Genomic DNA, 21,311 nt, shown 5'->3' with positions numbered 1-21,311 from the left:
TCCGGGCCGCCGTGGTTGGCTGGGGTCATGAGCGACACGGGGTCCGGGGCGGAGGGGGCGGTCGAGGTCATCGACCCGCTGGTCATGCGGGAGGTCCTCGGGCACTTCGCCTCCGGGGTCACCGTGGTCACCGCGCTCGCCGACGACGGCCCGGTCGGCTTCACCTGCCAGTCGTTCAGCTCGCTGTCGCTGGACCCGCCGCTGGTGGTGTTCGCGCCCGCCCGCACCTCGCGCACCTGGCCGCAGCTGCGGGAGATCGGCCGGTTCTGCGTCAACGTCCTCGCCGAGGACCAGCACGACCTGTCCAGCGCCTTCGCCCGCTCCGGGGCGGACAAGTTCTCCGGGGTGCACTGGCGGCCGAGCCGGCAGGGGCAGCCGGTGCTCGACGACGTCGTGGCCTGGATCGACTGCGAGCTGTGGGCCGAGTACGACGGCGGCGACCACACCCTCGTCGCCGCCCGCGTGCTCGACCTCGGCGCCGACGGTGGCCGCCGTCCGCTGCTGTTCCACCGCGGCGCCTACGGCCTGCTCGCGGGCGCCGACGGCTGACCGGTCCCGCCGGGCACCGGGACCGGAGCGGGCCGGGACGTCAGCAGAACCGGACGGCGATCAGCGCGACGTCGTCCCGGCCGTCCAGGGACCCGGCGACCGCCGCGTCGCACAGCTGCCGGGGCGAGGCGTCCCGCGGCGCGGCGGCCACCCGGGTGACCAGCTCGGCCAGGCCCTCGTCGAGGTCCGTGCCCGGCCGCTCAATCAGCCCGTCGGTGTAGCCGAGCAGCGTCATCCCCGAGGGGACGTCGAGGGACGTCGTCGGCCGACGCACGCTGCCGTCGGCGCCGATCAGGAGCCCGGCCACCTCGGCGAGGACCCGGACCGTGCCATCCGGCGCGCGCAGCAGCGGCGGCGGGTGCCCGGCGCTGGCCAGGTGCACCCGCCACGGCGCCCCGGGCGTGGCCGGCGGCTCCGCCCGCGCGTAGACCAGCGTGGCCATGGACGCCACGCCCAGCCCCTGCACCAGCCGGTCGACCCGGGCGAGGACGGCGCCCGGGTCGGGGTCGGGCGCCTCCCACACGCAGGCCCGGATGAGCCCGCGCAGGTGCCCCATCGCCGCCGCGGCGGCGATGTCGTGGCCGACGACGTCGCCGATGACCATGCCGACCGACCCGTCGGGCAGGTGCAGCAGGTCGTAGAAGTCGCCGCCCACGTCGGCGGCCTCCGACGCGCTGACGTAGTGCGCGGCCGACTGGACCGCCGGGATCTCCGGCAGCTGCGGCAGCAGGGAGCGCTGCAGGGTGTCGGCCACCGTGTGCTCCTGCTCGTAGAGGCGCACGTTGTCCATGGCCAGCGCCGCGCGGCGGGCGAGGTCCTCGGCGAGGTCGACGTCGTCCTGGTTGAACGGTCGCTCCGCCGCGGCGCGCCCGAGCAGGATCGCGCCCCGGGTCCGCCGTCGGGCGACCATCGGCACGGCCACCAACGAGGCCCCGCCGATCCGGCCGAAGGCCTGCCGCGCCGCCTCGGTGGCGAACGCCCCGGCCAGGGACTCCTCTGCCTGCTGCACCACCACCGGGCGGGCCGTGGCGATGGTCCGGCGGGTCGGCGAGCCCTCCGGCAGGTGCGGGACGTGCGTCACCTCGAGCAGCCGCAGCTCCTCCTCGCGTCCCTCGCGGTGCCGCCACGCCGTGCGCTCCACCGTGCCGGAGTCGTCGACGAGGGTGATGAACGCCCAGTCGGCGACCAGGGGCACGCACAGCCGGGCCAGCCGGTCGAGGAGGTCCCCGAGGTCGAGCGTGGCGATCAGCGTGCTCGTCGCCTCGGCCATGAGCGCCAGCCGGCTCTGCGCCCGCTCGGCCTCGACGCGGGCGCGTTCGGCGTCGGCCCGTGCCTGCTCGGCCGTCGCGCGGGCCAGCTCGGCCTCCCGGCGGGCGGTCTGCTCGGCCGCGAAGGCCGCCTCGCGCTTCCCCTCGACCCGCACGCGCTCGGTGACGTCGGTCTGCACGCCGACGAAGCTGACGAGGGACCCCTCGCCGTCGAAGACCGGGCTGATCGACAGCTGGTTCCAGAACGCCGTGCCGTCCTTGCGGTGGTTCAGCAGCGTCGTCGTGAGGGGGCGGCGCTCCTCGAGCGCCGCCCGGATCTCCCGGACCGCCGCGGCGTCGGTCGCCGGCCCCTGCAGGAAGCGGCAGTTGCGCCCGACCGCCTCCTCGTACCCGTAGCCGGTGATCCGGGTGAACGACGGGTTGACCCAGATCAGCGGGTCGTCCGGCTCGCGGGGGTCGGTGATCGTGAAGGCGATGTCGGTGGCGACGACGGCCCGCTCCCGCAGAGCCTGCAGGTACCGGTCGGGGTCGCCGTCGGCCGAGGCGCCGGGGTCGACCTCCAGGAACACCACCAGCGCGAGCTGCTGGTGGCTGGTGGGGTGGGACAGCGGGAACCCGGTCACCCAGAGCAGCTGGCCCGGGTCGCCGGGCGCCTCCCCCGCGGCGGTGCCGTCCGGCGCGCGGCGCACCGCCTCGCCGTTGACCGGCTGGCCCTGCGCGACGAGGGACAGGGGGCCGGAGGTGCTGACCAGCGGCCGGCCGCCGAGGTCGGTCAGGCCCGCCGAGGTGCCCCAGGTGTCGACGTCCACGGGCAGCGCCACGTTGCCGGCCATCTCCACCGCGGCGGTGTTGGCGTAGGTGACCGCCCCGGCGCTCTGGTCGATCACGAGCACGGCGACCGGCACGTCGGCCAGGACGCCGGGGAGCGCCGCCGAGGCGGTGCCGGAGGACTCGTGCCGGGCGACCACGGCCGTCGCGGCGGTGACGATGCCGGCCTGCCCGATGTCGTCGATGTCGTCGTGGAGGGGAGGCACCTCGGGGAGGTCGTCCCGGTCGGCCGGCACGGAACGACAGTAACCGCGGCTCGTCGGTGTCGGCCAGCACCGGGACGCCGCTGACCTGCGGTTCCGTCGGTGCAGGTGTGGGCGGGCGTGGCGCGGGAACCCAGCGACGGGGCACGTCGTGCTCCAGGTGGAGGGAGACGATCGCCATGGGACTGCTCGACCGGCTCTTCGGCCGCCGCCGGCCCGGACACCAGTACGGCAGCGAACACGGGTACGACGCGCCGCCGCCACCGCCCCGCGGCGGCTCGGACGACGAGCGCGCCATCGAGCGCTACCGCTACCTGCTGCGGACCGCGCCACCGGACAAGATCGAGGAGGCGCACGCCGAGGCGTTCGCGCAGCTCAACCCGGAGCAGCGGCGGCAGGTCCTCGACCAGCTGGCCGCCGCGGGCGAGCAGGCGCGCGGCGACGACCCGCGCAGCCTGGCCCGCGCCGCCACCCGGGCGGAGATGCGCCAGCCCGGCATCCTCGAGCGGGCCTTCGGCGGCGGGTACGGCCCCGGGTACGGCCCCGGCCCCGGCTACGGGGGTGGCTACGGCCGCGGGGGCTACGGGCCCGGCATCGGCGGGCCGAGCTTCGGCAGCATGATGGGCGCGAGCCTGCTGGGCACCGTGGGCGGCCTGGTCGTGGGGACCGCGGTCGCCGACGCCCTGTTCGACACCGGGCTCGGCGACGGCGGCCTGTTCGGCGGCGGGGACGAGGAGGCCTACGCGGAGGGCGCCGACTCCGGGGACCCCGGCGGGGACCCGGGCGGCGACTTCGCCGGCGGCGCCGACAGCGGCTGGGGGGACTCCGGCGGGGACTTCGGCGGCGGCGACTTCGGTGGGGACTTCGGCGGGGGCGGCGAGTTCTGAGCCCGCCGGGAGGCCGCGACCGTCAGCCGGTCGCGGCCTCCCGCCCCACGCGCCGCAGCCACAGCAGGCCGACCACCGGCAGCACCAGCGGGATGAACAGGTAGCCCCTGCCGTAGGCCGACCAGACGGTCTCGTCGGGGAAGGCGGCCGGGTCGGCCAGGGAGAGCGTCCCCACCACGAGCACGCCGGCCAGCTCCACCGAGATGGCGGTCAGCGCGGTGGGGCGGCCGCCGCGGGCCAGCGCCACGGTCGCCACGAGGTAGACCACCGCGGCCAGGGCGGAGAGCAGGTAGGCCACCGGCGCCTCGGCGAACCGCGTCGCCAGCTGGACGACGGCCCGCGACCCCGCGGCGAGCGTGAAGACGCCGTAGACGGCGACCAGCACCCGCCCCGGGCCGCCGCCGGTCGAGCCGGCCGTCTGCTCCCCCGCGTCGTCGACGCCCCGCCGTCCCGGTTCAGCCACCCGTCGCCTCCCACAGCTGCAGCAACCGCCAGATCATGACCCCGACCGCGCCGGCGGCGATCGCCAGCACGGCGCCGGACCAGCGGGTCGGCTCGGAGCGGGCCCACAGCGCGCCGGCCACCGGCACGAGCACGATCCCGCCCAGGTAGCCGAGGAAGGTGGCGGTCTCGGCGGGGCGGTCGCCGGCCACCAGCGCAGCGACGGCGATGCCCGCCTGGACCAGCAGGAGCACCTCCAGCAGCGCGGTGCCCCACAGGTGCAGCAGGCCGATCCGCCGGCGGGCGACGGTGGAGGCGAGGCCCGCGAGGGCCACCGCGGCGGCGAGGACGGTCACCGCCACGACCAGCACCGGGGTCACCGAGGGGACCTCGGTGGGACGGCGGCGCGCACGGATGCCATCCTCCCGCGTAGGGGGAACGTCCCGGACACCGCCCTCGGCCGGGACGGACACCACGGGGGCGCGCTCAGTGACGGGCGTGCCGAAAGGACCGCCATGACCGTCCGCGACCTCGTCGTCGACCTGTTCTCCGAGCACCTGGACGCCGTGACCGAGCAGCCGGTGCGCCTCCAGGCCCTGGTGGGCCTCCTCGAGGCCTTCGACGTCGCCGAGCCCACCACGCGCATGACGACGGCCGCGCTGCGCCGGTCCGGCTGGCTGGCCGCCTCCCGCCGCGGCCGGGAGACCCTCTACACCCCGACCGAGGACCTGCGGGCCGCCGTCCGTGCCCGGTGGGCCCGGCTCGACGAGCGGCTGGGCCCCTGGGACGGCCGCTGGCGGATGGTCATCTACACGGTGCCCGAGACCGACCGGTCGGCCCGCGAGCGGGTGCGCCGCACCCTGACCCGGCACGGGTTCGGCCCGCTCGCCCCGGCCACCTGGCTGTCCCCGCACAAGGTCGCGCTGGACGACGTCCGGACCGCACTGGCCCGGGAGCCGCTGAGCCGGCTGGACGTGCTCACCGCCCAGGTGACCCCGGAGACCGGCGGCTCGGACGTCGACCTGGCCGCCCGCTGCTGGGACCTGCAGGGGGTCGCCGCCGCGTACCGGCGGGTGATCGACCGGATCCGCGCGGTGCTGGCCGATCCGCCGCCCGACGGGAGGCCGGCGCTGGTGACCCACCTGCGGGTCCTCGCCGAGATCCGCCGGATCGGGGTCAGCGACCCGATGCTCCCCGACGCGCTGCGGCCGCACGGCTGGCCGGGCGCGGAGCTGTGGGAGGCCTGGGAGGAGCTCTGCGCCCGGTTGCACCCCCCGGCGCGCGAGCACGTGGCCACCGTGCTCGCGCAGCCGGATCGCCCGCGCTCGGGTCAGCGGTGCACGGTGGACATGTCCGGGTAGCGGTCCCCGGCCGTGGCGCCGGCGGGGGCGGCCTCGTCCAGCCGGCGCAGGTCGTCGTCGGACAGCCGGACGTCGGCGGCCGCGGCGTTCTCCTCCAGGTAGGTGACCCGCTTGGTGCCGGGGATCGGCACGACAACCGGCCTACCCACCCCGCCACCCCCGACCGGCCTGCCGTCCCGCCCGCTCTGCGCCATCACCCACGCCAGCGCCAGCTGGGTGGCGGTGACGCCCTTCTCCTCGGCGATCTCGCGGACCCGGTCGACCAGTTCGAGGTTGCGGGCGAAGTTCTCGCCCTGGAAGCGGGGGTTGTGCCGCCGGAAGTCGTCGGGCGCGAGGTCGTCGAGGCTGCGGATCTGCCCGGAGAGGAACCCGCGGCCGATCGGCGAGTAGGCGACGAAGCCGATGCCTAGCTCGGCGCAGGTGGCCAGCACGCCGTCGTCCTCGGGGTCGCGGGTCCACAGCGAGTACTCGGTCTGCACGGCCGTCACCGGCTGTACGGCGTGCGCCCGGCGGATCGTCTCCGGTGCGGCCTCGGAGATGCCGACGTGCCGGACCTTGCCGGCCTCGACCAGCTCGCGCAGGGCACCCCAGGTGTCCTCGACGGGTACCGCGGTGTCCACCCGGTGCTGGTAGTAGAGGTCGATGACGTCGACGCCGAGGCGCTGCAGCGAGGCGTCGCAGGCGCGGCGGACGTACTCGGGCCGGCCGTTGATGCCGCGGAAGGAGCCGTCCTCGCCGCGCTCGTTGCCGAACTTGGTGGCCAGCACGACCTCGTCGCGGCGACCGGCGATCGCCCGGCCGACCAACCGCTCGTTGGTGAACGGGCCGTACATGTCGGCGGTGTCGAGGAACGTCACGCCGAGGTCGAGCGCCCGCTGGATGGTCGCCTCGGCCTCGGCCTGGTCACCCGTGCCGTAGAACTCGCTCATCCCCATGCAGCCCAGGCCCTGGGCGGACACGGTCAGGTCTCCGATGGTGCGCGTCTCCATGCCCCTGCCCCTGCCCGTGTGACCCGGCACTCAACCGGCAGGCCGGGACCCGGTTGACAGCCGGCACAGGCCGTGTGGCACGTTAGGGCGCCCTCAGTTAGCCAAGCCTTACCTCAGGAGCACGATGCGTACCGCCGCCCGGCCGCTGGCCGCCTTCTCCCTCACCGTGGTCACCGCCCTGACCCTGTCCGCGTGCGGCGAGGGCGAGGACACGGCCGAAGCCGGCGCCGCGGAGACCGAGACCGTCTCCTTCACGTGGGACCGGAACACCGCCGCCGAGGACGCGGAGCCCGTCCTCGAGGAGACCACGGTCGAGGTCCCCAAGAACCCCGAGAACATCGTCGTGTTCGACATGGCCAGCCTCGACACCATCGGCGCCCTGGGCGGCGAGATCGCCGGCGCCCCGCTGGACTCGGTGCCCGACCACCTCCAGCAGTACCTCGCCGACGACGCCTTCAACGCGGGCACGCTGTTCGAGGCCGACCTCGTCGAGATCGAGTCGCAGCAGCCCGACCTGATCGTCATCGGCGGGCGCTCCTCGGCGCTGTACGAGGACCTCAGCGAGATCGCGCCGACCGTCGACCTGAGCCTGCGCGGCTCGTACACCGAGAACCTGGAGCGCAACGCGACCTTCCTCGGCGAGGTCCTCGGTGCCGAGGACGAGGCCGCCGCCGCGATCAGCGAGATCGAGGCGGGCATCGAGCAGGCGCGCGCCGCCACCGCCGAGGCGGGCACCGGCCTGGGCCTCATGGTCTCCGGCGGCGAGCTCAGCGCGATGGCCCCGGCCGGCGAGGACGCGTCCGGGCGCGGCGCGCGCGGCGGCCTGATCTACGACGCCTTCGGCGTCCAGCCCGTCGTGGACGACGTCGAGGCCGCCACGCACGGCGAGCCGGTCTCCTTGGAGTTCCTGCTCGAGACCAACCCCGACTACCTGTGGGTGGTCGACCGGGACGCCGCCACCGGCGCCGAGGGTGCGCAGGCAGCCGCGGCGGTGCTCGACAACGACATCGTCAAGCAGACGAAGGCCTACCAGGACGACCACATCGTCTACCTCGACCCGGTCGCCTGGTACATCGTGTTCGGCGGCATCGACACCACGAAGATCATGATCGACGACGTCCTGCAGATCGCCGCATGACCGACGCGGCACCGGCCGAGCGCCTCCCCCGTCGTCCGTGACGGCGCTCGCTCCTCCCGCCACGAGCACCCCCGCCCGCGCGCGCCCCCGCCGCGCCTGGGTGGGGGTGCTCGTCGGCGTCCTGCTCGCGGTGCTCGCCCTCGCGAGCCTGTTCGTCGGCGTCTCCGACGTCTCCCCGGTCTCGGTCCTGGCCGGCGGGCCGGAGAGCAACGCCGCCTTCCTGCTCGTGGTCAGCCGGATCCCGCGCACCGTCGCCGTGGTCCTCGTCGGCGCCTCCCTGGGCATCGCCGGCCTGATCATGCAGATGCTGGTCCGCAACAAGTTCGTGGAGCCCGGCACCACCGGCGTCAGTGAGTTCGCCATGCTCGGCGTGCTCGTCACGACGGTGTTCGCCCCGGGCCTGGCCGTCATCGGGAAGATGGCCGTGGCCGCCGTCTTCGGGCTCGTCGGCACCTGGCTGTTCCTCCAGGTGGTCAGGGTCGTGCCGGTGCGCCAGCTCGTGCTCGTCCCGCTCGTCGGCATCATGCTCGGCGGTGTCGTGGGTGCCGTCACGACCTTCTTCGCCTACCGCCTGGACCTCCTGCAGTCCCTCGGGCAGTGGTCGCAGGGCAGCTTCGCCAGCATCATGCAGGGGCGCTACGAGTTCGTGTGGCTCGCAGCAGCCATGGTCGGGGTCGCCTGGCTGGCCGCCGACCGCTTCAGCGTCATCGGCCTCGGCGAGGAGTTCGCCACCAACTTGGGGCTCGACCACCGCCGGTGGGTGGCCGTCGGCATGGTGGTCGTCTCGGTGATCACGGCGGCGGTGCTGGTCACGGCCGGGCTCATCCCCTTCCTGGGGCTCGTCGTCCCGAACGTCGTCAGCCTCCTCATCGGCGACAACGTGCGCCGCTCGATCCCCTGGGTGGCCGGGCTGGGGGCGGTGTTCGTCCTCGGCTGCGACATCCTCGCGCGGGTCGTGCGCTTCCCCTACGAGATCCCGCTGTCGGTCATCGTCGGCATCATCGGCGCGGCGCTGTTCCTGTGGCTGCTCCTGCGGAGGCGGAGCCGTGCTCACTGACGTGCCCGGGACGACGTCCCTCCCCCGCACCGAGCGCCCCGGGATCCGGGCGCGCTGGGCCCGGCCCGGGGTGCGCCTGGCCGCGCTCGGCGCCGCCGTCGTGGGCCTGGCCGCCGTCTACTGCCTCACCGACGTCCCCGGCTCCCTCGCCTTCGCGCTGGAGATCCGCAGCCTCACGGTGCTCGCCATGCTGGTCGTGGCGGCCGCGGTCGGGGTCTCCACGGTGGTCTTCCACACCATCACGCAGAACCGCATCCTCACCCCCTCGATCATGGGGTTCGACGCGTTCTACGTGCTGATCTCGACCGTTCTGGTGTTCACCGCCGGATCGGCCTCGTTCCTGGCGGTCGACCCGCTCACCCTGTGGCTGGTCCAGGTCGTCGTCATGGTGGCCTTCAGCGTCGTGCTGTTCACCTCGCTGTTCGGCGGCAAGCGACGGTCGATCCACCTCATGCTGCTGGTCGGCATCGTGCTGGGCACGTTCTTCCGCGCCTTCACCGAGTGGATGCAGCGGATGCTCGACCCGCTGGACTTCCAGGTGCTCTCCGACGCGATGTTCGCCTCGCTCACCCGGCCCGACGAGACGCTGCTGCTGCTCACCGGCGTCCTCGTCGTCCTCGGCTGTGCCGCGGTCGTGCCGCTGCTGCGCACCCTGGACGTGCTGACGCTGGGCGAGCCGACAGCCGTGGGCCTGGGGGTCGACCACCGGCGCGTGGTGATGACCCTCTTCACGATCGTCTCGGTCATGATCGCCGCGTCGACCGCGCTGGTGGGGCCGATCCTGTTCCTCGGCCTGATCGTCGCCAACCTCGCCTACTCCTACGCGGGGTCCTTCCGCCACGTGTGGACGGTGCCCACCGCGGTGCTCATCGGCGTGGTCTGCCTGCTGGGCGGGCAGCTGGTCCTCGAGCGGGTGCTCGACCTCGGCGGCACCCTCTCCACGGTCATCGACTTCGCCGGCGGCCTGTTCTTCCTCTACCTCGTCCTGCGAAAGGGGGCGCGATGATCGCGCTCGAGGGCGCGACCAAGCGCTACGACGGCCACCCGGTGGTCGACGACGTCTCGATCGGCTTCGGCGGGGAAGGCGTGACGGCGCTCATCGGCCCCAACGGCGCCGGCAAGTCCACCCTGTTCGGCCTCGTCGGCCGCCTCCTCCAGCCCGATGCCGGCCGGGTCACGGTGGACGGGATGGACGTCGCGCGGACGCCGTCGAAGCAGCTGGCGAGGACCCTCGCGGTGCTGCGCCAGGACAACCACGTCGCCGCGCGGCTGACCGTGCACGACCTCGTCGAGTTCGGTCGCTTCCCGCACTCCCGGGGGCGGCTCACCGTGGAGGACCGCGCGCACATCGAGGGCGCGATCGACTACCTCGGCCTGGACCCCTACCGGAACCGGTTCCTCGACGAGCTCTCGGGGGGTCAGCGCCAGCGGGCCTTCATCGCGATGGTGCTCGCCCAGGACACGAAGTACGTCCTCCTTGACGAGCCGCTCAACAACCTCGACCTGCGGCACATGACCGAGATCATGCGGCTGGTCCGCACGATGGCCGACGACCTCGGCAAGCGGGTCGTCGTCGTGCTGCACGACATCAACTTCGCCGCGACCTGGTCCGACCGGATCGTCGCCATGCGCGACGGCCGGGTCGTGGCGGACGCACCGGCGCGTGAGGTCATGCGCCCCGAGGTGCTGGCGGCCGTGTACGACACGACCGTCGACGTCCGGGAGATCGACGGCCGGCCGGTCGCCCTGTACTACGGCTGACCGTCGGGCCGGCCGGCGTGGGCCCGTCGGCTCACCACGGCGCCACGCCCGGCCGGACGGCGGCGGCGACGGCCGGCACCGGCACCGGTTCGAACGCGCCGTGGTCGGCCGCGCAGACCGTCCCCGCCGGCGGGGTCGCGCCGGTGAGCAGGTACTGCGTGGTGAGCGAGGCGGCGCAAGCGCTCCTGCCGAGCGAGGTGTGCCCGACGCCGTCCACGGTCAGCAGGGTGCTGTTCGGCAGCAGGTCGTGCACCGCCACCGCGTTGCGGTAGGGGGTGGCGGGGTCGTATCGCGTGCCGATGACGAGCACCGGGTTGCGGGTCCAGCTGTCCCAGGGGCCGGTGTGCCGCTCGGTCGAGCGGCCGGACCACGGTGCGCAGACCAGTCCGAGGTAGGCCCAGCGGGAGCCGACGTAGGGATCGGTCGTGGCGTCCAGCTCGCGCGCGACCTCGCCGTAGCGGTGGGGGTCGACCGGGTTGTCGGTGTCGGCGCAGGTGATGGCGGCGTTCGCGTCGGGGTAGTTGTCGTAGCCCTGCGGGGTCGGCTGGGGCAGGGTCCCCAGGACGTCGGCGACCGCGGCGCCGTCCCCGCTGTAGGCCGCCTGGAGCAGCCGGCCGAGGTCCGGCCACGTGCCCCCGTCGTAGAGCAGGGCCACGGTCAACCCGACCACCGCCGAGTAGGTCAGCGGCAGCGGCGGCTGGTCGGGCACCGGGACCGGCAGCGGCTCGGCCCGCAGCCGGGCGGCGAGCTCGGCGTACTTCTGGGCCGGAGCGCCGTCGGCGGCGAAGGCGCACAGCGGCGGCCCGGCCTGCGCGCACAGCTCGAAGAACCGGTCCAGGGTCTCGGTGCTGCCCGCGGCCGCGCCCTCGCGGACCCAACTGACGGAGTCGGGCGGACCGACCGCCCAGCCGGGGTCCACCACGCCGTCGAGCACCAGGGCGCCGGTGCGCGTGGGGAAGGTGTTCGCGACCACCTGGCCCAGGAAGCTGCCGTAGGACAGGCCGTAGAGGTTGATCCGCGCGTCGCCCATCGCCGCGCGCAGCACGTCGAGGTCGCGGGCGAACTGCAGGGTGCCGACGTGGTCGAGCAGGTCGCCGTTGCGCGCCCGGCACTCCTCGGCGAACGCGCGCACCTGCGCGATCGCCTGCTCCTCCTGGACCCGGTCGGTGGGGAAGTCGGCGAGCGTGGCGTAGGGCAGGGCGGCCTGCTCCGCGGTGCTGCCCGTGCAGCGCACCGGCCGGCTCTCGCCGGTGCCGCGCGGGTCGACGCCGACCAGGTCGTAGCGCGCGAGCACCTCCGGTGGCACCAGGAGCGGGCCCGCCGCCCGCACGGTCGCCGCCGCGCCGGCGCCCGGACCCCCGAAGTTGACGAACAACGCGCCGATCCGGTTCGCCGGGTCGGTGGCGGGCAGCCGGACCGCGTGCAGGCGGAACGTCGGGCCGGTCGGGTCGGCGTAGTCGTAGGGGACGTCGATGTCGGCCTGTTGGAAGCCCTCCCCCGCGTCGGCCCAGACGATCGACGGCACCGGCACGCCCGGCACGCCGCCCGGTGGCGGCTCGCCGGGTTCCGCGGTGGCGGGCGTCTCCGGGGCGGCGGCCGCGACGCCGCCGAGCGGCACCGCGAGCAGGGCGGCGCACGTGGCGACCGCGCAGGCGGCGGCCGCGGCACGGCGCCGGAGGGGGGCGGGAACGGCGATGGACATGGGCACCTCCGCGTCCGGACCGGCCCCGGCACCGGCTCGGAACTCGGGCCGCCCGGGCCTCCTCCGGCCGCGTCCGGCCCTCCGGGGAGCACTGTGCCGGGAGGGCGACCGGCCGCGGAAGGGCTCCGCGGGCGCCGACCACGCGGGGTCACCGGACCGTTCCGGTGCGGGCACCCGCAGGTCCCCGGCGGAGCCGGCTGTTCCACGTGGAACCGGTCGTGTTGCGTCGGTGTGACGTTCTCCCCGCCCCGTCGCGGGGCCCGGACACGTGGGGTTGGATCGACGGCATGTGCGGCCTCTCCGGCGAGATCCGGTTCGACGGCTCCCTGGCCGACACCACCGCCGTGGCGCGGATGGTGGACGCCCTCGTCCCCCGCGGCCCGGACGGGCAGGGGATGTGGAGCAACGGGCGGGTGGCCTTCGGGCACCGCCGGCTGTCGGTCATCGACCTGTCCCCGCACGGCTCCCAGCCGATGGTGGACAGCGAGCTGGGCCTGACCGCGGTCTTCAACGGGTGCATCTACGACTACAAGGAGCTGCGCGCCGAGCTCGAGGGGCACGGCTACCGCTTCTTCTCCACCAGCGACACCGAGGTGATCCTCAAGGGCTACCACCACTGGGGCACCGACGTCGTCTCGCACCTGCACGGCATGTTCGTGTTCGTCATCCACGAGCGGGACACCGGCCGGGTCGTGCTCGCCCGCGACCGGCTGGGCATCAAGCCCCTTTACCTGGCCGAGGCCCCGGGCCGGCTGCGGTTCGCCTCGTCGCTGCCGGCGCTGCTCCGGGCCGGGGACGTCGACACCTCCATCGACCCGGTCGCCCTGCACCACTACCTGACCTGGCACGCCGTCGTGCCGGCGCCGCGGACGATCCTCAACGGGGTCCGCAAGCTCCCGCCGGCCACCGTGCGGGTGGTCGAGGCCGACGGCACCGCCCGCGAGGAGCGCTACTGGAACGCGACCTACGAGCGCCGCCCCGAGCACGCCTCCTGGTCCGCCCGCGACTGGGAGGACGCCATCGAGGAGGCGCTGCGGGTCGCCGTCCGCCGGCGGCTGGTCGCCGACATCCCGGTCGGCGTGCTGCTGTCGGGCGGGCTGGACTCCAGCCTGATCGTCGGCCTGCTCGCCGAGGAGGGGCAGACCGGGCTGGCCACCTACTCCATCGGCTTCGAGGCGGTGGGCGGCCGCGAGGGCGACGAGTTCCAGTACTCCGACGTCATCGCCGAGCGGTTCGCCACCGACCACCACCGCATCCGGGTGGCCTCCGACGAGCTCGCCGCCGCGCTCGGGCACGCGATCGGCGCGATGGCCGAGCCGATGGTCAGCCACGACGTCGTCGCCTTCGACCTGCTCTCCGAGCGGGTCAGCCAGTCCATCCGGGTGGTGCAGTCCGGCCAGGGCGCCGACGAGGTCTTCGCCGGCTACCACTGGTACCCGCCGCTGGCCGACGTCGACCGCGAGGAGGCCGTCGAGCGGTACGCCGCCGCGTTCTTCGACCGCGGCGCCGCCGACATGGCCCGCCTGGTGACCGACCGCTACACGGTGGACGGCGACCCCAGCCTGGAGTTCGTCCGCCGGCACATGTCGATGGCCGGCGCGCAGACGGCGGTGGACGCCGCGCTGCGGCTGGACAGCGAGGTGATGCTCGTCGACGACCCGGTCAAGCGGGTCGACAACATGTCCATGGCATGGGGCCTGGAGGCCCGGGTGCCCTTCCTCGACCACGACCTGGTCGAGCTGGCCGCGATGTGCCCGCCGGAGCTGAAGCTCGCCGACGGCGGCAAGGGCGTGCTCAAGGCGATCGGCCGGCGGATCATCCCGCCGGAGGTCATCGACCGCCCCAAGGGCTACTTCCCGGTGCCGGCGATCACCCACCTCGAGGGCAAGGTCCTCGACCTGGTGCGCGACGCGCTCACCGGCGAGGCGGCCCGCGAGCGCGGCCTGTTCCGCCCGGAGTACGTGCGCGCGCTGCTGTCGGACCCGAACGGCGAGCTCACGCCGCTGCGGGGCAACAAGCTGTGGCAGCTGGGCCTGCTCGAGCTCTGGCTGCAGACGCACGGGGTGGGCGCCGGGTGAGTCCTCGAGTCGCCGGCCACCGGCGCCGGACGGCGGTGACCGACACCCCCTCGTTCACCAGCCGGTCCTGGCAGCAGCCCTCGGAGCACCAGCGCCAGGGCATGGGTACCGACGTCGTCCTCGACATGGGCTGGGGGCGGCTGGTCTTCGGCCAGACCTTCGCGGACCTGCGCGGCATCGTCGACGCCCTGCGCGCCGAGGAGAGCGGCCGCCGCGACATCTGCATCTACGCGCGCGACCCGCACGTGCTCGTCGGCCTGGCCCCCGACGAGCTGTTCGTCGACCCGAGCTACACCTACCGGCTGGACCTGCACCGCTACCGGCCGCGCTCCGAGCTCATCCGCGGCGTCTTCGTGCGCACGGTGACCGCGCTGGCGGAGATGGAGGCGATCAACGGGATCTACGCCCGCAACGGCATGGTCACCGGCGACGCGGAGACGATGTGGGCCAACCACCGGACCCGCACGTTCACCTACCTGGTCGCCGAGGACCGCCGGACCGGCGCGATCGTCGGCACGGTCACCGGCGTCGACCACGTGCTCGCCTTCGACGACCCCGAGGGCGGCACGAGCCTGTGGTGCCTGGCCGTGCACGCCCAGGACGCCCCGCCCGGCACCGGGGAGGCGCTGGTGCGGGTGCTCGCCGAGCGCTACGTCGGCCGCGGCCGGGCCTACCTCGACCTCTCGGTCATGCACGACAACGCGGGGGCGATCGCGCTCTACCGCAAGCTCGGGTTCCAGCGGGTGCCCGCGCTGTGCGTCAAGCGGAAGAACCCGATCAACACCCCGCTGTTCGCCTCCCGCCCGCCGGGCCTGGAGGAGCTCAACCCCTACGCCCGGATCATCGCCGAGGAGGCGCTCGAGCGCGGGGTGCGGGTGGAGGTCACCGACCCCGAGTGGGGCGAGATGCGGCTGGCCCTCGGCGGCCGGACGGTGCTCACCCGGGAGTCGCTGTCGGAGTTCACCACTGCGGTGGCCATGAGCCGCTGCGACGACAAGCGGGTCACCCGCCGGATCGTGGAGCGCGCCGGTGTGCGGGTGCCCCGCGGCGTCCGGGCCGCCGACGGCGACCTCGACGACGCCCGCCGGCTGCTCGGGGAGTGCGGGGAGGTCGTCGTCAAGCCCGCCCGCGGGGAGCAGGGGCGCGGCATCACCGTCGGGGTGAGCTCCCCCGAGGCGCTCGAGCGGGCGGTCGGCCTCGCGCTGCAGTTCTGCCCCGACGTGCTCGTCGAGGAACTGGTCGAGGGCGACGACCTGCGCGTGGTGGTCATCGACCACGAGGTGGTGGCCGCCGCCGTCCGCCGTCCGGCCGAGGTGGTGGGCGACGGCCGCAGCCCGGTGACCCGGCTGGTGGAGTCGACCAGCCGCCGCCGCGAGCGGGCCACCGGCGGGGAGTCGCGGATACCGCTGGACGACACCACCGCCGAGGTGGTCGCCGAGTCCGGCTACGCGATGGACGACGTCCCGCCGTCGGGTGAGCGGATCCGCGTCCGGCGGACGGCGAACCTGCACACCGGCGGCACCATCGAGGACGTCACCGACCGGCTGAACCCGGCGATCGCGCAGGCCGCGGTGCGGGCCAGCCGGGCGATCGGCATCCCGGTGACGGGGCTGGACTTCCTGGTGCCCGACGTCGAGGGCCCCGAGCACGTGTTCATCGAGGCCAACGAGCGCCCCGGGTTGGCCAACCACGAGCCGCAGCCCACGGTCGAGCGCTTCGTCGACCTGCTCTTCCCGGAGACCCGCCGCCGGTGAACGAGGGCCCCGGCAGCTCCCGGCCCCGGCCAGAGGCTCGCCCCGAGCCTGCGAGGGGTGCGGGGGCCGGGGCCCCTTATCTGATGGCCGCGCTCGGCGGTGTGCTGGGGGCACTGGCGCGCTGGGGGGTGGCCGAGCTCCTCCCCCACCGCCCGGGTGCCTGGCCATGGGCGACGACGCTGGTCAACCTCACCGGGTGCCTGGTGCTCGGCGTGCTGCTGGGGGCGCTGTTCGCCCGGTACCACGGCCACCCGTGGCTGCGGCCGTTCCTCGGCACCGGCGTCCTCGGCGGGTACACGACGTTCTCCACCTTCGCCGTGGAGACCGTCGAGCTGGCCGACGTGGGCGCGTGGACGACCGCCGTCGCCTACGTGGCGGTGTCCGTGCTCGGCGGGGTGCTCGCCGCGGCCGCCGGGGTGGTGCTCGGCCGCGCGCTGGCCCCGCAGCCGGTGTCCGTGGGCGCGGAGGTCGCGGCCGAGGAGGAGATCGCGTGACGGCGCTGCTGGTAGCCGCCGGTGCCCTCGTGGGTGCGCCGTTGCGGCTGTTCGCGGAGCGGCTCGCGGTCGCCCGGCGCGGCCGGGGCAGCGTGCTGGGGACCCTCACGGTCAACGTCGTCGGCAGCGCCGTGCTCGGCGTCGTGCTCGGGCTGCGATCGGTCTCCCCCGCCGTCGTCGCCCTCGTCGGCACCGGCTTCTGCGGCACGCTGACGACCTTCTCGACGTACGGCAACGACGTCGTCCGGCTGGTGGAGGAGCGGGCGCTGGCCCGCGCGCTGGCCTACGCGGGCGGCACCGTCGTGCTGGGGCTGGGAGTGGCCGCCGGCGCCTACCTGCTGGTGCGGTGACGAGGGCCGCGGCTGCCGCCGGGCCCCGCGGTCAGTAGGGTCGGAGGCGGTATGGCTGGGACATCGGCAGGCAACGAGCGGGCGGACAGCCCCGTCGTCGTGGTGGCCAACCGGCTACCGGTCGACCAGGTGACCGACCCGGACGGGACGACGCGCTGGCAGCGCAGCCCCGGCGGTCTGGTGACCGCCCTGGAGCCGTTCGTCGCCGGCCGCGGCGGCGCGTGGGTGGGCTGGTCGGGGTCGGCCGGCGAGGCCCCGGAGCCGTTCGAGTCCGGGGGCATGTCGCTCATCCCGGTCGAGCTCTCCGAGGAGGAGGTCGACCGCTACTACGAGGGCATGTCCAACGCCTCGCTGTGGCCGCTGTACCACGACGTGGTCGAGAAGCCCGAGTACCACCGCACCTGGTGGGACACCTACGTCCAGGTCAACAAGCGGTTCACCGACCGCGCCGCGGAGGTGGCCGCCGAGGGCGCGATCGTGTGGGTGCACGACTACCAGCTGCAGCTGGTGCCGGCGATGCTCCGGCAGCGGCGACCCGACCTGACCATCGGCTTCTTCCTGCACATCCCGTTCCCGCCCTACGAGCTGTTCACCCAGCTGCCCTGGCGGTCGGCGATCGTCGAGGGCCTGCTCGGCGCCGACCTCGTCGGGTTCCAGCGCCCCAACGCGGCGACGAACTTCGTCCAGCTGGCCCGGCGGCTGCACGACCTGCCCGCCCGCGGGCAGACCATCGAGTACGACGGCCGGACGGTGACCGCCCGCGCGTTCCCGATCTCCATCGACGTCAAGGGCTTCGAGCAGCTGGCGGACTCCCCCGACGTCGTGAAGCGGGCCGCGGAGATCCGTGCCGAGCTCGGCAACCCCGACAAGATCATCCTCGGGGTGGACCGGCTGGACTACACCAAGGGCATCGTCGTCCGGTTGAACGCCTTCCAGGAGCTGCTCGAGGACGGCGCCCTGGAGGCCCCGCACACGGTGATGGTGCAGGTGGCCACGCCGAGCCGGGAGCGCGTCGAGCACTACGTGCACATGCGCGAGACGATCGAGCAGCAGGTCGGGCACATCAACGGCGTCTTCGGCAGCCTCGGTGGCCCGGCCGTCCACTACATCAACCAGTCGGTGCCCCGCGAGGAGCTGGCCGCCCTCTACCGCGCCGCCGACGTCATGCTGGTCACCCCGTACCGGGACGGGATGAACCTGGTCGCCAAGGAGTACGTCGCGGCCCGTACCGACCTCGGCGGCGCCCTGGTGCTGTCGGAGTTCGCCGGCGCCGCCGCCGAGCTCAAGCAGGCCTTCCTGGTCAACCCGCACGACATCGCCGGCGTCAAGAACCAGTTGGTGCGGGCCCTGCGCGCCGAGCCGGCCGAGCTCGCCAAGCGGATGCGGGCCATGCGCCGTCACCTGGCGAAGAACGACCTCGAGCACTGGGCCACCTCGTTCTTCGACGCGCTCAGCAGCGCCCGGTGACCGATCGTGCGAGGTCGGCCATGACGAGCACGGGCGCCGTCCCCGCGGACCTGACCGCCGCGCTCCGGCAGCTCGCCGGACGGCGGCCGGTGCTGGTCGCCAGCGACTACGACGGCGTGCTGGCCCCGCTGGTGGGCGACCCGTCGGCCGCGGTCCCCTCCCCCGGAATCGCCGAGGCGCTGGCCCGTGTGGCCGCCCGGCCCGGTGTCGTCGTCGCGCTGGTCAGCGGGCGCGGGGTCGCCGATCTGCAGGCGGTCAGCGGGCTGGCCGGTCCCTACCGCTGGGTGGGCAGCCACGGCGCGGAGTTCGACGGCCCGCTCACCGGCGAGCTGGCCGGACGGCGGGACGCCCTCGCCGAGCGGCTGGCCCCCCTCGTGGCCGCCGTCCCGGGTGCCCGGCTGGAGGTCAAGCCGGCCAGCGTGGCGGTGCACGTGCGGCAGGTGGCGGACCGCGCCGCGGCGGCCCAGCTGCTCTCCCAGGCCGATGCCGCCGCTGATCCGTCACTGACGAAGAAGCCCGGCAAGGAGGTGCTCGAGCTCGCCGTCACCGACGCCGACAAGGGGCGGGCCCTCCGGCGGCTGCGGGACGAGCTCGGGGTCGCCGGAGCCCTGTACCTCGGCGACGACCGCACCGACGAGGACGCCTTCCGCGCCCTCTCCGCCGGCGACGTGTCGGTGAAGGTCGGGGACGGCGAGACCGCAGCCCGGTTCCGGCTCGAGGGCCCCGCCGCGGTGGTGCCGTTCCTCGACGAACTGGGCGAGCTCCTCACCTGATCCGCAGTTCCGCGGAAATGGCGCGACCGCGGTCGACATGACGTCTCCCCGGAGACCGGTGACCGCCATTTCGGAAACGATCCGGTCAAGGCGCGTCGTGGGACCCTCGTCACACCTGGAGCCATTCCAATGATGGCTCCTGTCACCGGTTGCCCCGACCCGGGAAGTCCGCAGGAGGTCCTCGTGCACCCTCGGCCCGCTCCCCGTGCCGCTCGCCGTGGTGCGCCGGCCCGCCGCGGGTGGTCAGGTCCGGCCGCTGAGGACCGCCGGGGCGAGGATGCGCCGCCGTCCGCCCGGGAATGGTCGGCAGCCACGTGTGCAACATGTCGACAAAGGTGCCGGAGAAATGCGCTCGCCGACCTTTCTGGCGGAATCGGTGCGACACGCCTGGTGGATGTGGGACAGCGTCGTGCGGAAAGCCACACCATGACGCCGCACACCACGAGTCCAACCGGCACCGCCATTCCTGGAATGGCGGGTGGGGTGCAGTGCCACCGCTTCCACGCCCTCCGAGGACCGCCATGCCCCCCCGCTCCACCCCCTCCCCCGCCGCACGACCGGTGCCCTCCTCCCGTCGCGCCTGGTGGGGGGACCTCGGTGTCCGCACCAAGGTCCTGGCCGCCGTCGCCGTCGCCGCCGTGGCCGCCCTGGTCGTCGGCGTCCTCGGCCTGAACTCCCTGGGCAGCTCGGCCGACCGCACCGAGTACATGCACGCCCGGAACGTCGTCGGCGTCCAACTGGCCGAGGACATGCGCTTCCAGCTGATGAACATCCGGTTCGCCAGCACCAGCCGCTCCTACGCGAACACCCCCGAGCTCAAGCAGACGTACACCGAGCTCCGTGAGCAGGCCCGCACCGACCTGGGGGAGGCAGCCGAGGCGTACAAGCAGCTGCCGAACATCACCGCGGACGAGGCGGCGGCGGTCGACGAGTTCATCGCCGACCTGGACCAGTACTTCGACTACGGGCTGCAGATGGACGCCTTCGTCGCGGCCGGCCAGATGGAGCAGTTCAACGCCCTCCGCAAGGACACGATCACCCCGCTGACCGAGGAGATGGTGGCCGACCTCGAGGCACTCACCGCCCGCACGGCGGCCGATGCGGAGGCCGATGCGGTGGCCGCGCAGGACAGCTACGAGAGCACCCGCACGACGCTGCTCGCGGTCCTGGTCGTGGGCCTCGTGGCGGCGCTGGGCGTCGGCTTCCTCATCGCCCGCTCGTTCGCCCTCGGCCTGCGCCGGATGCAGGACTCGGCCGAGGCCCTCGCCCGCGGCGACCTGACCCGCTCGACCGGCCTGCGCACGCGGGACGAGGTGGGCCGCGCCGGCACCGCCCTGGACGAGGCGGTCGACTCGATGCGCGACGTGCTGGCGTCGGTGGCCGCCTCGGCGGACGCGGTGGCGGCGTCCTCGGAGGAGCTGAGCGCGTCCTCGGCGCAGATCTCGGCGTCGGCGGAGGAGACCTCGGCGCAGTCCGGTGTCGTGGCCGGCGCGGCGGAGGAGGTGTCCCGGAACGTGCAGACGGTGGCGGCCGGCGCCGAGCAGATGGGCGCCTCGATCCGGGAGATCGCGACCAACGCCGCGGAGGCCTCCGACGTGGCCGCGCGGGCGGTGACCGCGGCGGAGACGACCACGGCGACGGTGGCCAAGCTGGGCGAGTCCTCGGCCGAGATCGGCAACGTCGTCAAGGTCATCACCAGCATCGCCGAGCAGACCAACCTGCTGGCCCTGAACGCGACCATCGAGGCGGCGCGGGCCGGGGAGGCCGGCAAGGGCTTCGCGGTGGTGGCCAACGAGGTCAAGGAGCTGGCCCAGGAGACCGCCAAGGCGACCGAGGACATCGCCAAGCGGGTGCAGGCCATCCAGGGCGACACCACGGCGGCGGTGGCCGCGATCGGGGAGATCTCGCAGATCGTCGCGCAGATCTCCGACCGGCAGACCACCATCGCCTCGGCGGTGGAGGAGCAGACCGCGACCACCAACGAGATGTCCCGCTCGGTGCAGGAGGCGGCGCAGGGGTCGGGGCAGATCGCGGAGAACATCACCGGGGTCTCCACGGCGGCCGACTCCACCACCCAGGCGCTCACCCAGACCCGCACCGCGGTCGACGAGCTCTCCCGGATGGCGGCCGACCTGCGCAGCAGCGTCGCCCGCTTCACCTACTGAACCACCCCGGTCCGTGCCGCGTCTTCCCCCGCGGCACGGACCGGGC

The 21,311-nt window shown here is 74.2% G+C and carries 19 protein-coding genes; 14 read left to right on the top strand and 5 right to left on the bottom strand.

Translation table 11 applies throughout. From position 1 onward, the window contains the following. Positions 1 to 27 precede the first annotated feature (27 nt). Positions 28 to 549 (top strand): flavin reductase family protein, encoded by a 522-nt coding sequence (locus tag ACI79D_RS23855; protein WP_456921015.1) that lies wholly within the window; start codon positions 28 to 30, stop codon positions 547 to 549. Positions 550 to 589: 40 nt separating this feature from the next. On the opposite strand, the gene ACI79D_RS23850 is transcribed toward ACI79D_RS23855, so the two are convergent. Further along, positions 590 to 2,881 (bottom strand): SpoIIE family protein phosphatase, encoded by a 2,292-nt coding sequence (locus tag ACI79D_RS23850; protein ID WP_456921014.1) that lies wholly within the window; start codon positions 2,879 to 2,881, stop codon positions 590 to 592. A 146-nt stretch (positions 2,882 to 3,027) separates the two neighbouring features. Between ACI79D_RS23850 and ACI79D_RS23845 the strand changes: the two genes are divergently transcribed. Next, the gene (locus ACI79D_RS23845) at positions 3,028 to 3,735 is read left to right on the top strand and encodes a hypothetical protein (RefSeq protein WP_456921013.1); all 708 of its coding nucleotides are present in this window, start codon (positions 3,028 to 3,030) and stop codon (positions 3,733 to 3,735) included. Between the two features lie 22 nt (positions 3,736 to 3,757). On the opposite strand, the gene ACI79D_RS23840 is transcribed toward ACI79D_RS23845, so the two are convergent. Further along, positions 3,758 to 4,198: a hypothetical protein gene (locus tag ACI79D_RS23840; RefSeq protein ID WP_456921012.1), complete on the bottom strand. Its 441-nt coding sequence runs from the start codon at positions 4,196 to 4,198 to the stop codon at positions 3,758 to 3,760. Beyond that, positions 4,191 to 4,556 (bottom strand): hypothetical protein, encoded by a 366-nt coding sequence (locus ACI79D_RS23835; RefSeq protein ID WP_456921011.1) that lies wholly within the window; start codon positions 4,554 to 4,556, stop codon positions 4,191 to 4,193. The genes ACI79D_RS23840 and ACI79D_RS23835 overlap by 8 nt, the downstream gene beginning before the upstream one ends. A 135-nt stretch (positions 4,557 to 4,691) precedes the next feature. On the opposite strand from ACI79D_RS23835, the gene ACI79D_RS23830 reads away from it, so the two are divergent. Further along, the gene (locus tag ACI79D_RS23830) at positions 4,692 to 5,537 is read left to right on the top strand and encodes a PaaX family transcriptional regulator (protein ID WP_456921010.1); all 846 of its coding nucleotides are present in this window, start codon (positions 4,692 to 4,694) and stop codon (positions 5,535 to 5,537) included. On the opposite strand, the gene ACI79D_RS23825 is transcribed toward ACI79D_RS23830, so the two are convergent. Next, a complete protein-coding gene (locus ACI79D_RS23825; protein WP_456921009.1) occupies positions 5,507 to 6,526 on the bottom strand; it encodes an aldo/keto reductase in 1,020 nt (339 codons plus the stop codon). The two genes, ACI79D_RS23830 and ACI79D_RS23825, sit on opposite strands and share 31 nt — an antisense overlap. Positions 6,527 to 6,650: 124 nt before the next feature. On the opposite strand from ACI79D_RS23825, the gene ACI79D_RS23820 reads away from it, so the two are divergent. Genes ACI79D_RS23820 through ACI79D_RS23805 form a run of 4 tightly spaced genes read left to right on the top strand, consistent with a single transcriptional unit; the run spans position 6,651 to position 10,482 of the window. After that, positions 6,651 to 7,664 (top strand): siderophore ABC transporter substrate-binding protein, encoded by a 1,014-nt coding sequence (locus tag ACI79D_RS23820; protein ID WP_456921008.1) that lies wholly within the window; start codon positions 6,651 to 6,653, stop codon positions 7,662 to 7,664. A gap of 37 nt (positions 7,665 to 7,701) precedes the next feature. Beyond that, complete coding sequence (locus ACI79D_RS23815) at positions 7,702 to 8,721, top strand: ABC transporter permease (protein ID WP_456921007.1); 1,020 nt, start codon at positions 7,702 to 7,704, stop codon at positions 8,719 to 8,721. After that, positions 8,711 to 9,727: an iron chelate uptake ABC transporter family permease subunit gene (locus ACI79D_RS23810; RefSeq protein WP_456921006.1), complete on the top strand. Its 1,017-nt coding sequence runs from the start codon at positions 8,711 to 8,713 to the stop codon at positions 9,725 to 9,727. The genes ACI79D_RS23815 and ACI79D_RS23810 overlap by 11 nt, the downstream gene beginning before the upstream one ends. After that, positions 9,724 to 10,482: an iron ABC transporter ATP-binding protein gene (locus ACI79D_RS23805; RefSeq protein WP_456921005.1), complete on the top strand. Its 759-nt coding sequence runs from the start codon at positions 9,724 to 9,726 to the stop codon at positions 10,480 to 10,482. Before ACI79D_RS23810 ends, ACI79D_RS23805 begins: the two co-directional genes overlap by 4 nt. A 31-nt stretch (positions 10,483 to 10,513) precedes the next feature. Here the strand turns inward: ACI79D_RS23805 and ACI79D_RS23800 are convergent, their stop codons facing one another. Further along, positions 10,514 to 12,184 carry an alpha/beta hydrolase gene (locus ACI79D_RS23800; RefSeq protein ID WP_456921004.1) on the bottom strand — a complete coding sequence of 557 codons (1,671 nt, stop codon included), beginning with the start codon at positions 12,182 to 12,184 and terminating at the stop codon, positions 10,514 to 10,516. A gap of 287 nt (positions 12,185 to 12,471) precedes the next feature. Here ACI79D_RS23800 and ACI79D_RS23795 point away from each other — a divergent pair, with 287 nt between their 5' ends. From ACI79D_RS23795 to ACI79D_RS23765, 7 genes are all read left to right on the top strand, one after another. Next, positions 12,472 to 14,262, top strand: coding sequence for an N-acetylglutaminylglutamine amidotransferase (locus tag ACI79D_RS23795; protein ID WP_456921003.1), 1,791 nt, complete (start codon positions 12,472 to 12,474; stop codon positions 14,260 to 14,262). Then, a complete protein-coding gene (gene ngg / locus ACI79D_RS23790; protein ID WP_456921002.1) occupies positions 14,259 to 16,016 on the top strand; it encodes an N-acetylglutaminylglutamine synthetase in 1,758 nt (585 codons plus the stop codon). Before ACI79D_RS23795 ends, ngg begins: the two co-directional genes overlap by 4 nt. An 83-nt stretch (positions 16,017 to 16,099) precedes the next feature. After that, entirely contained in the window at positions 16,100 to 16,510 is a 411-nt protein-coding gene (gene crcB, locus ACI79D_RS23785) for a fluoride efflux transporter CrcB (RefSeq protein WP_456921001.1), read from the top strand. After that, positions 16,507 to 16,860 (top strand): fluoride efflux transporter FluC, encoded by a 354-nt coding sequence (locus ACI79D_RS23780; RefSeq protein ID WP_456921000.1) that lies wholly within the window; start codon positions 16,507 to 16,509, stop codon positions 16,858 to 16,860. The genes crcB and ACI79D_RS23780 overlap by 4 nt, the downstream gene beginning before the upstream one ends. Positions 16,861 to 16,911: 51 nt before the next feature. Then, positions 16,912 to 18,327 carry an alpha,alpha-trehalose-phosphate synthase (UDP-forming) gene (locus ACI79D_RS23775; protein ID WP_456920999.1) on the top strand — a complete coding sequence of 472 codons (1,416 nt, stop codon included), beginning with the start codon at positions 16,912 to 16,914 and terminating at the stop codon, positions 18,325 to 18,327. A 20-nt stretch (positions 18,328 to 18,347) separates the two neighbouring features. Next, on the top strand, positions 18,348 to 19,100 hold the full coding sequence (gene otsB, locus ACI79D_RS23770; RefSeq protein WP_456920998.1) for a trehalose-phosphatase: 753 nt from the start codon (positions 18,348 to 18,350) through the stop codon (positions 19,098 to 19,100). A gap of 560 nt (positions 19,101 to 19,660) precedes the next feature. Then, on the top strand, positions 19,661 to 21,265 hold the full coding sequence (locus ACI79D_RS23765; RefSeq protein WP_456920997.1) for a methyl-accepting chemotaxis protein: 1,605 nt from the start codon (positions 19,661 to 19,663) through the stop codon (positions 21,263 to 21,265). Positions 21,266 to 21,311: the final 46 nt, after the last annotated feature.

Source organism: Geodermatophilus sp. SYSU D00708, assembly GCF_054050115.1.
This window is presented reverse-complemented; position numbering and strand designations above follow the sequence as displayed.

Coding starts and splice junctions, on each gene's coding strand:
- ACI79D_RS23855 (WP_456921015.1), top strand. CDS start 28: ATGAGCGACACGGGGTCCGGGGCGGAGGGGGCGGTCGAGGTCATCGAC.
- ACI79D_RS23845 (WP_456921013.1), top strand. CDS start 3,028: ATGGGACTGCTCGACCGGCTCTTCGGCCGCCGCCGGCCCGGACACCAG.
- ACI79D_RS23830 (WP_456921010.1), top strand. CDS start 4,692: ATGACCGTCCGCGACCTCGTCGTCGACCTGTTCTCCGAGCACCTGGAC.
- ACI79D_RS23825 (WP_456921009.1), bottom strand. CDS start 6,526: ATGGAGACGCGCACCATCGGAGACCTGACCGTGTCCGCCCAGGGCCTG.
- ACI79D_RS23820 (WP_456921008.1), top strand. CDS start 6,651: ATGCGTACCGCCGCCCGGCCGCTGGCCGCCTTCTCCCTCACCGTGGTC.
- ACI79D_RS23805 (WP_456921005.1), top strand. CDS start 9,724: ATGATCGCGCTCGAGGGCGCGACCAAGCGCTACGACGGCCACCCGGTG.
- ACI79D_RS23800 (WP_456921004.1), bottom strand. CDS start 12,184: ATGTCCATCGCCGTTCCCGCCCCCCTCCGGCGCCGTGCCGCGGCCGCC.
- ACI79D_RS23795 (WP_456921003.1), top strand. CDS start 12,472: ATGTGCGGCCTCTCCGGCGAGATCCGGTTCGACGGCTCCCTGGCCGAC.
- crcB (WP_456921001.1), top strand. CDS start 16,100: ATGGCCGCGCTCGGCGGTGTGCTGGGGGCACTGGCGCGCTGGGGGGTG.
- ACI79D_RS23775 (WP_456920999.1), top strand. CDS start 16,912: ATGGCTGGGACATCGGCAGGCAACGAGCGGGCGGACAGCCCCGTCGTC.
- otsB (WP_456920998.1), top strand. CDS start 18,348: ATGACGAGCACGGGCGCCGTCCCCGCGGACCTGACCGCCGCGCTCCGG.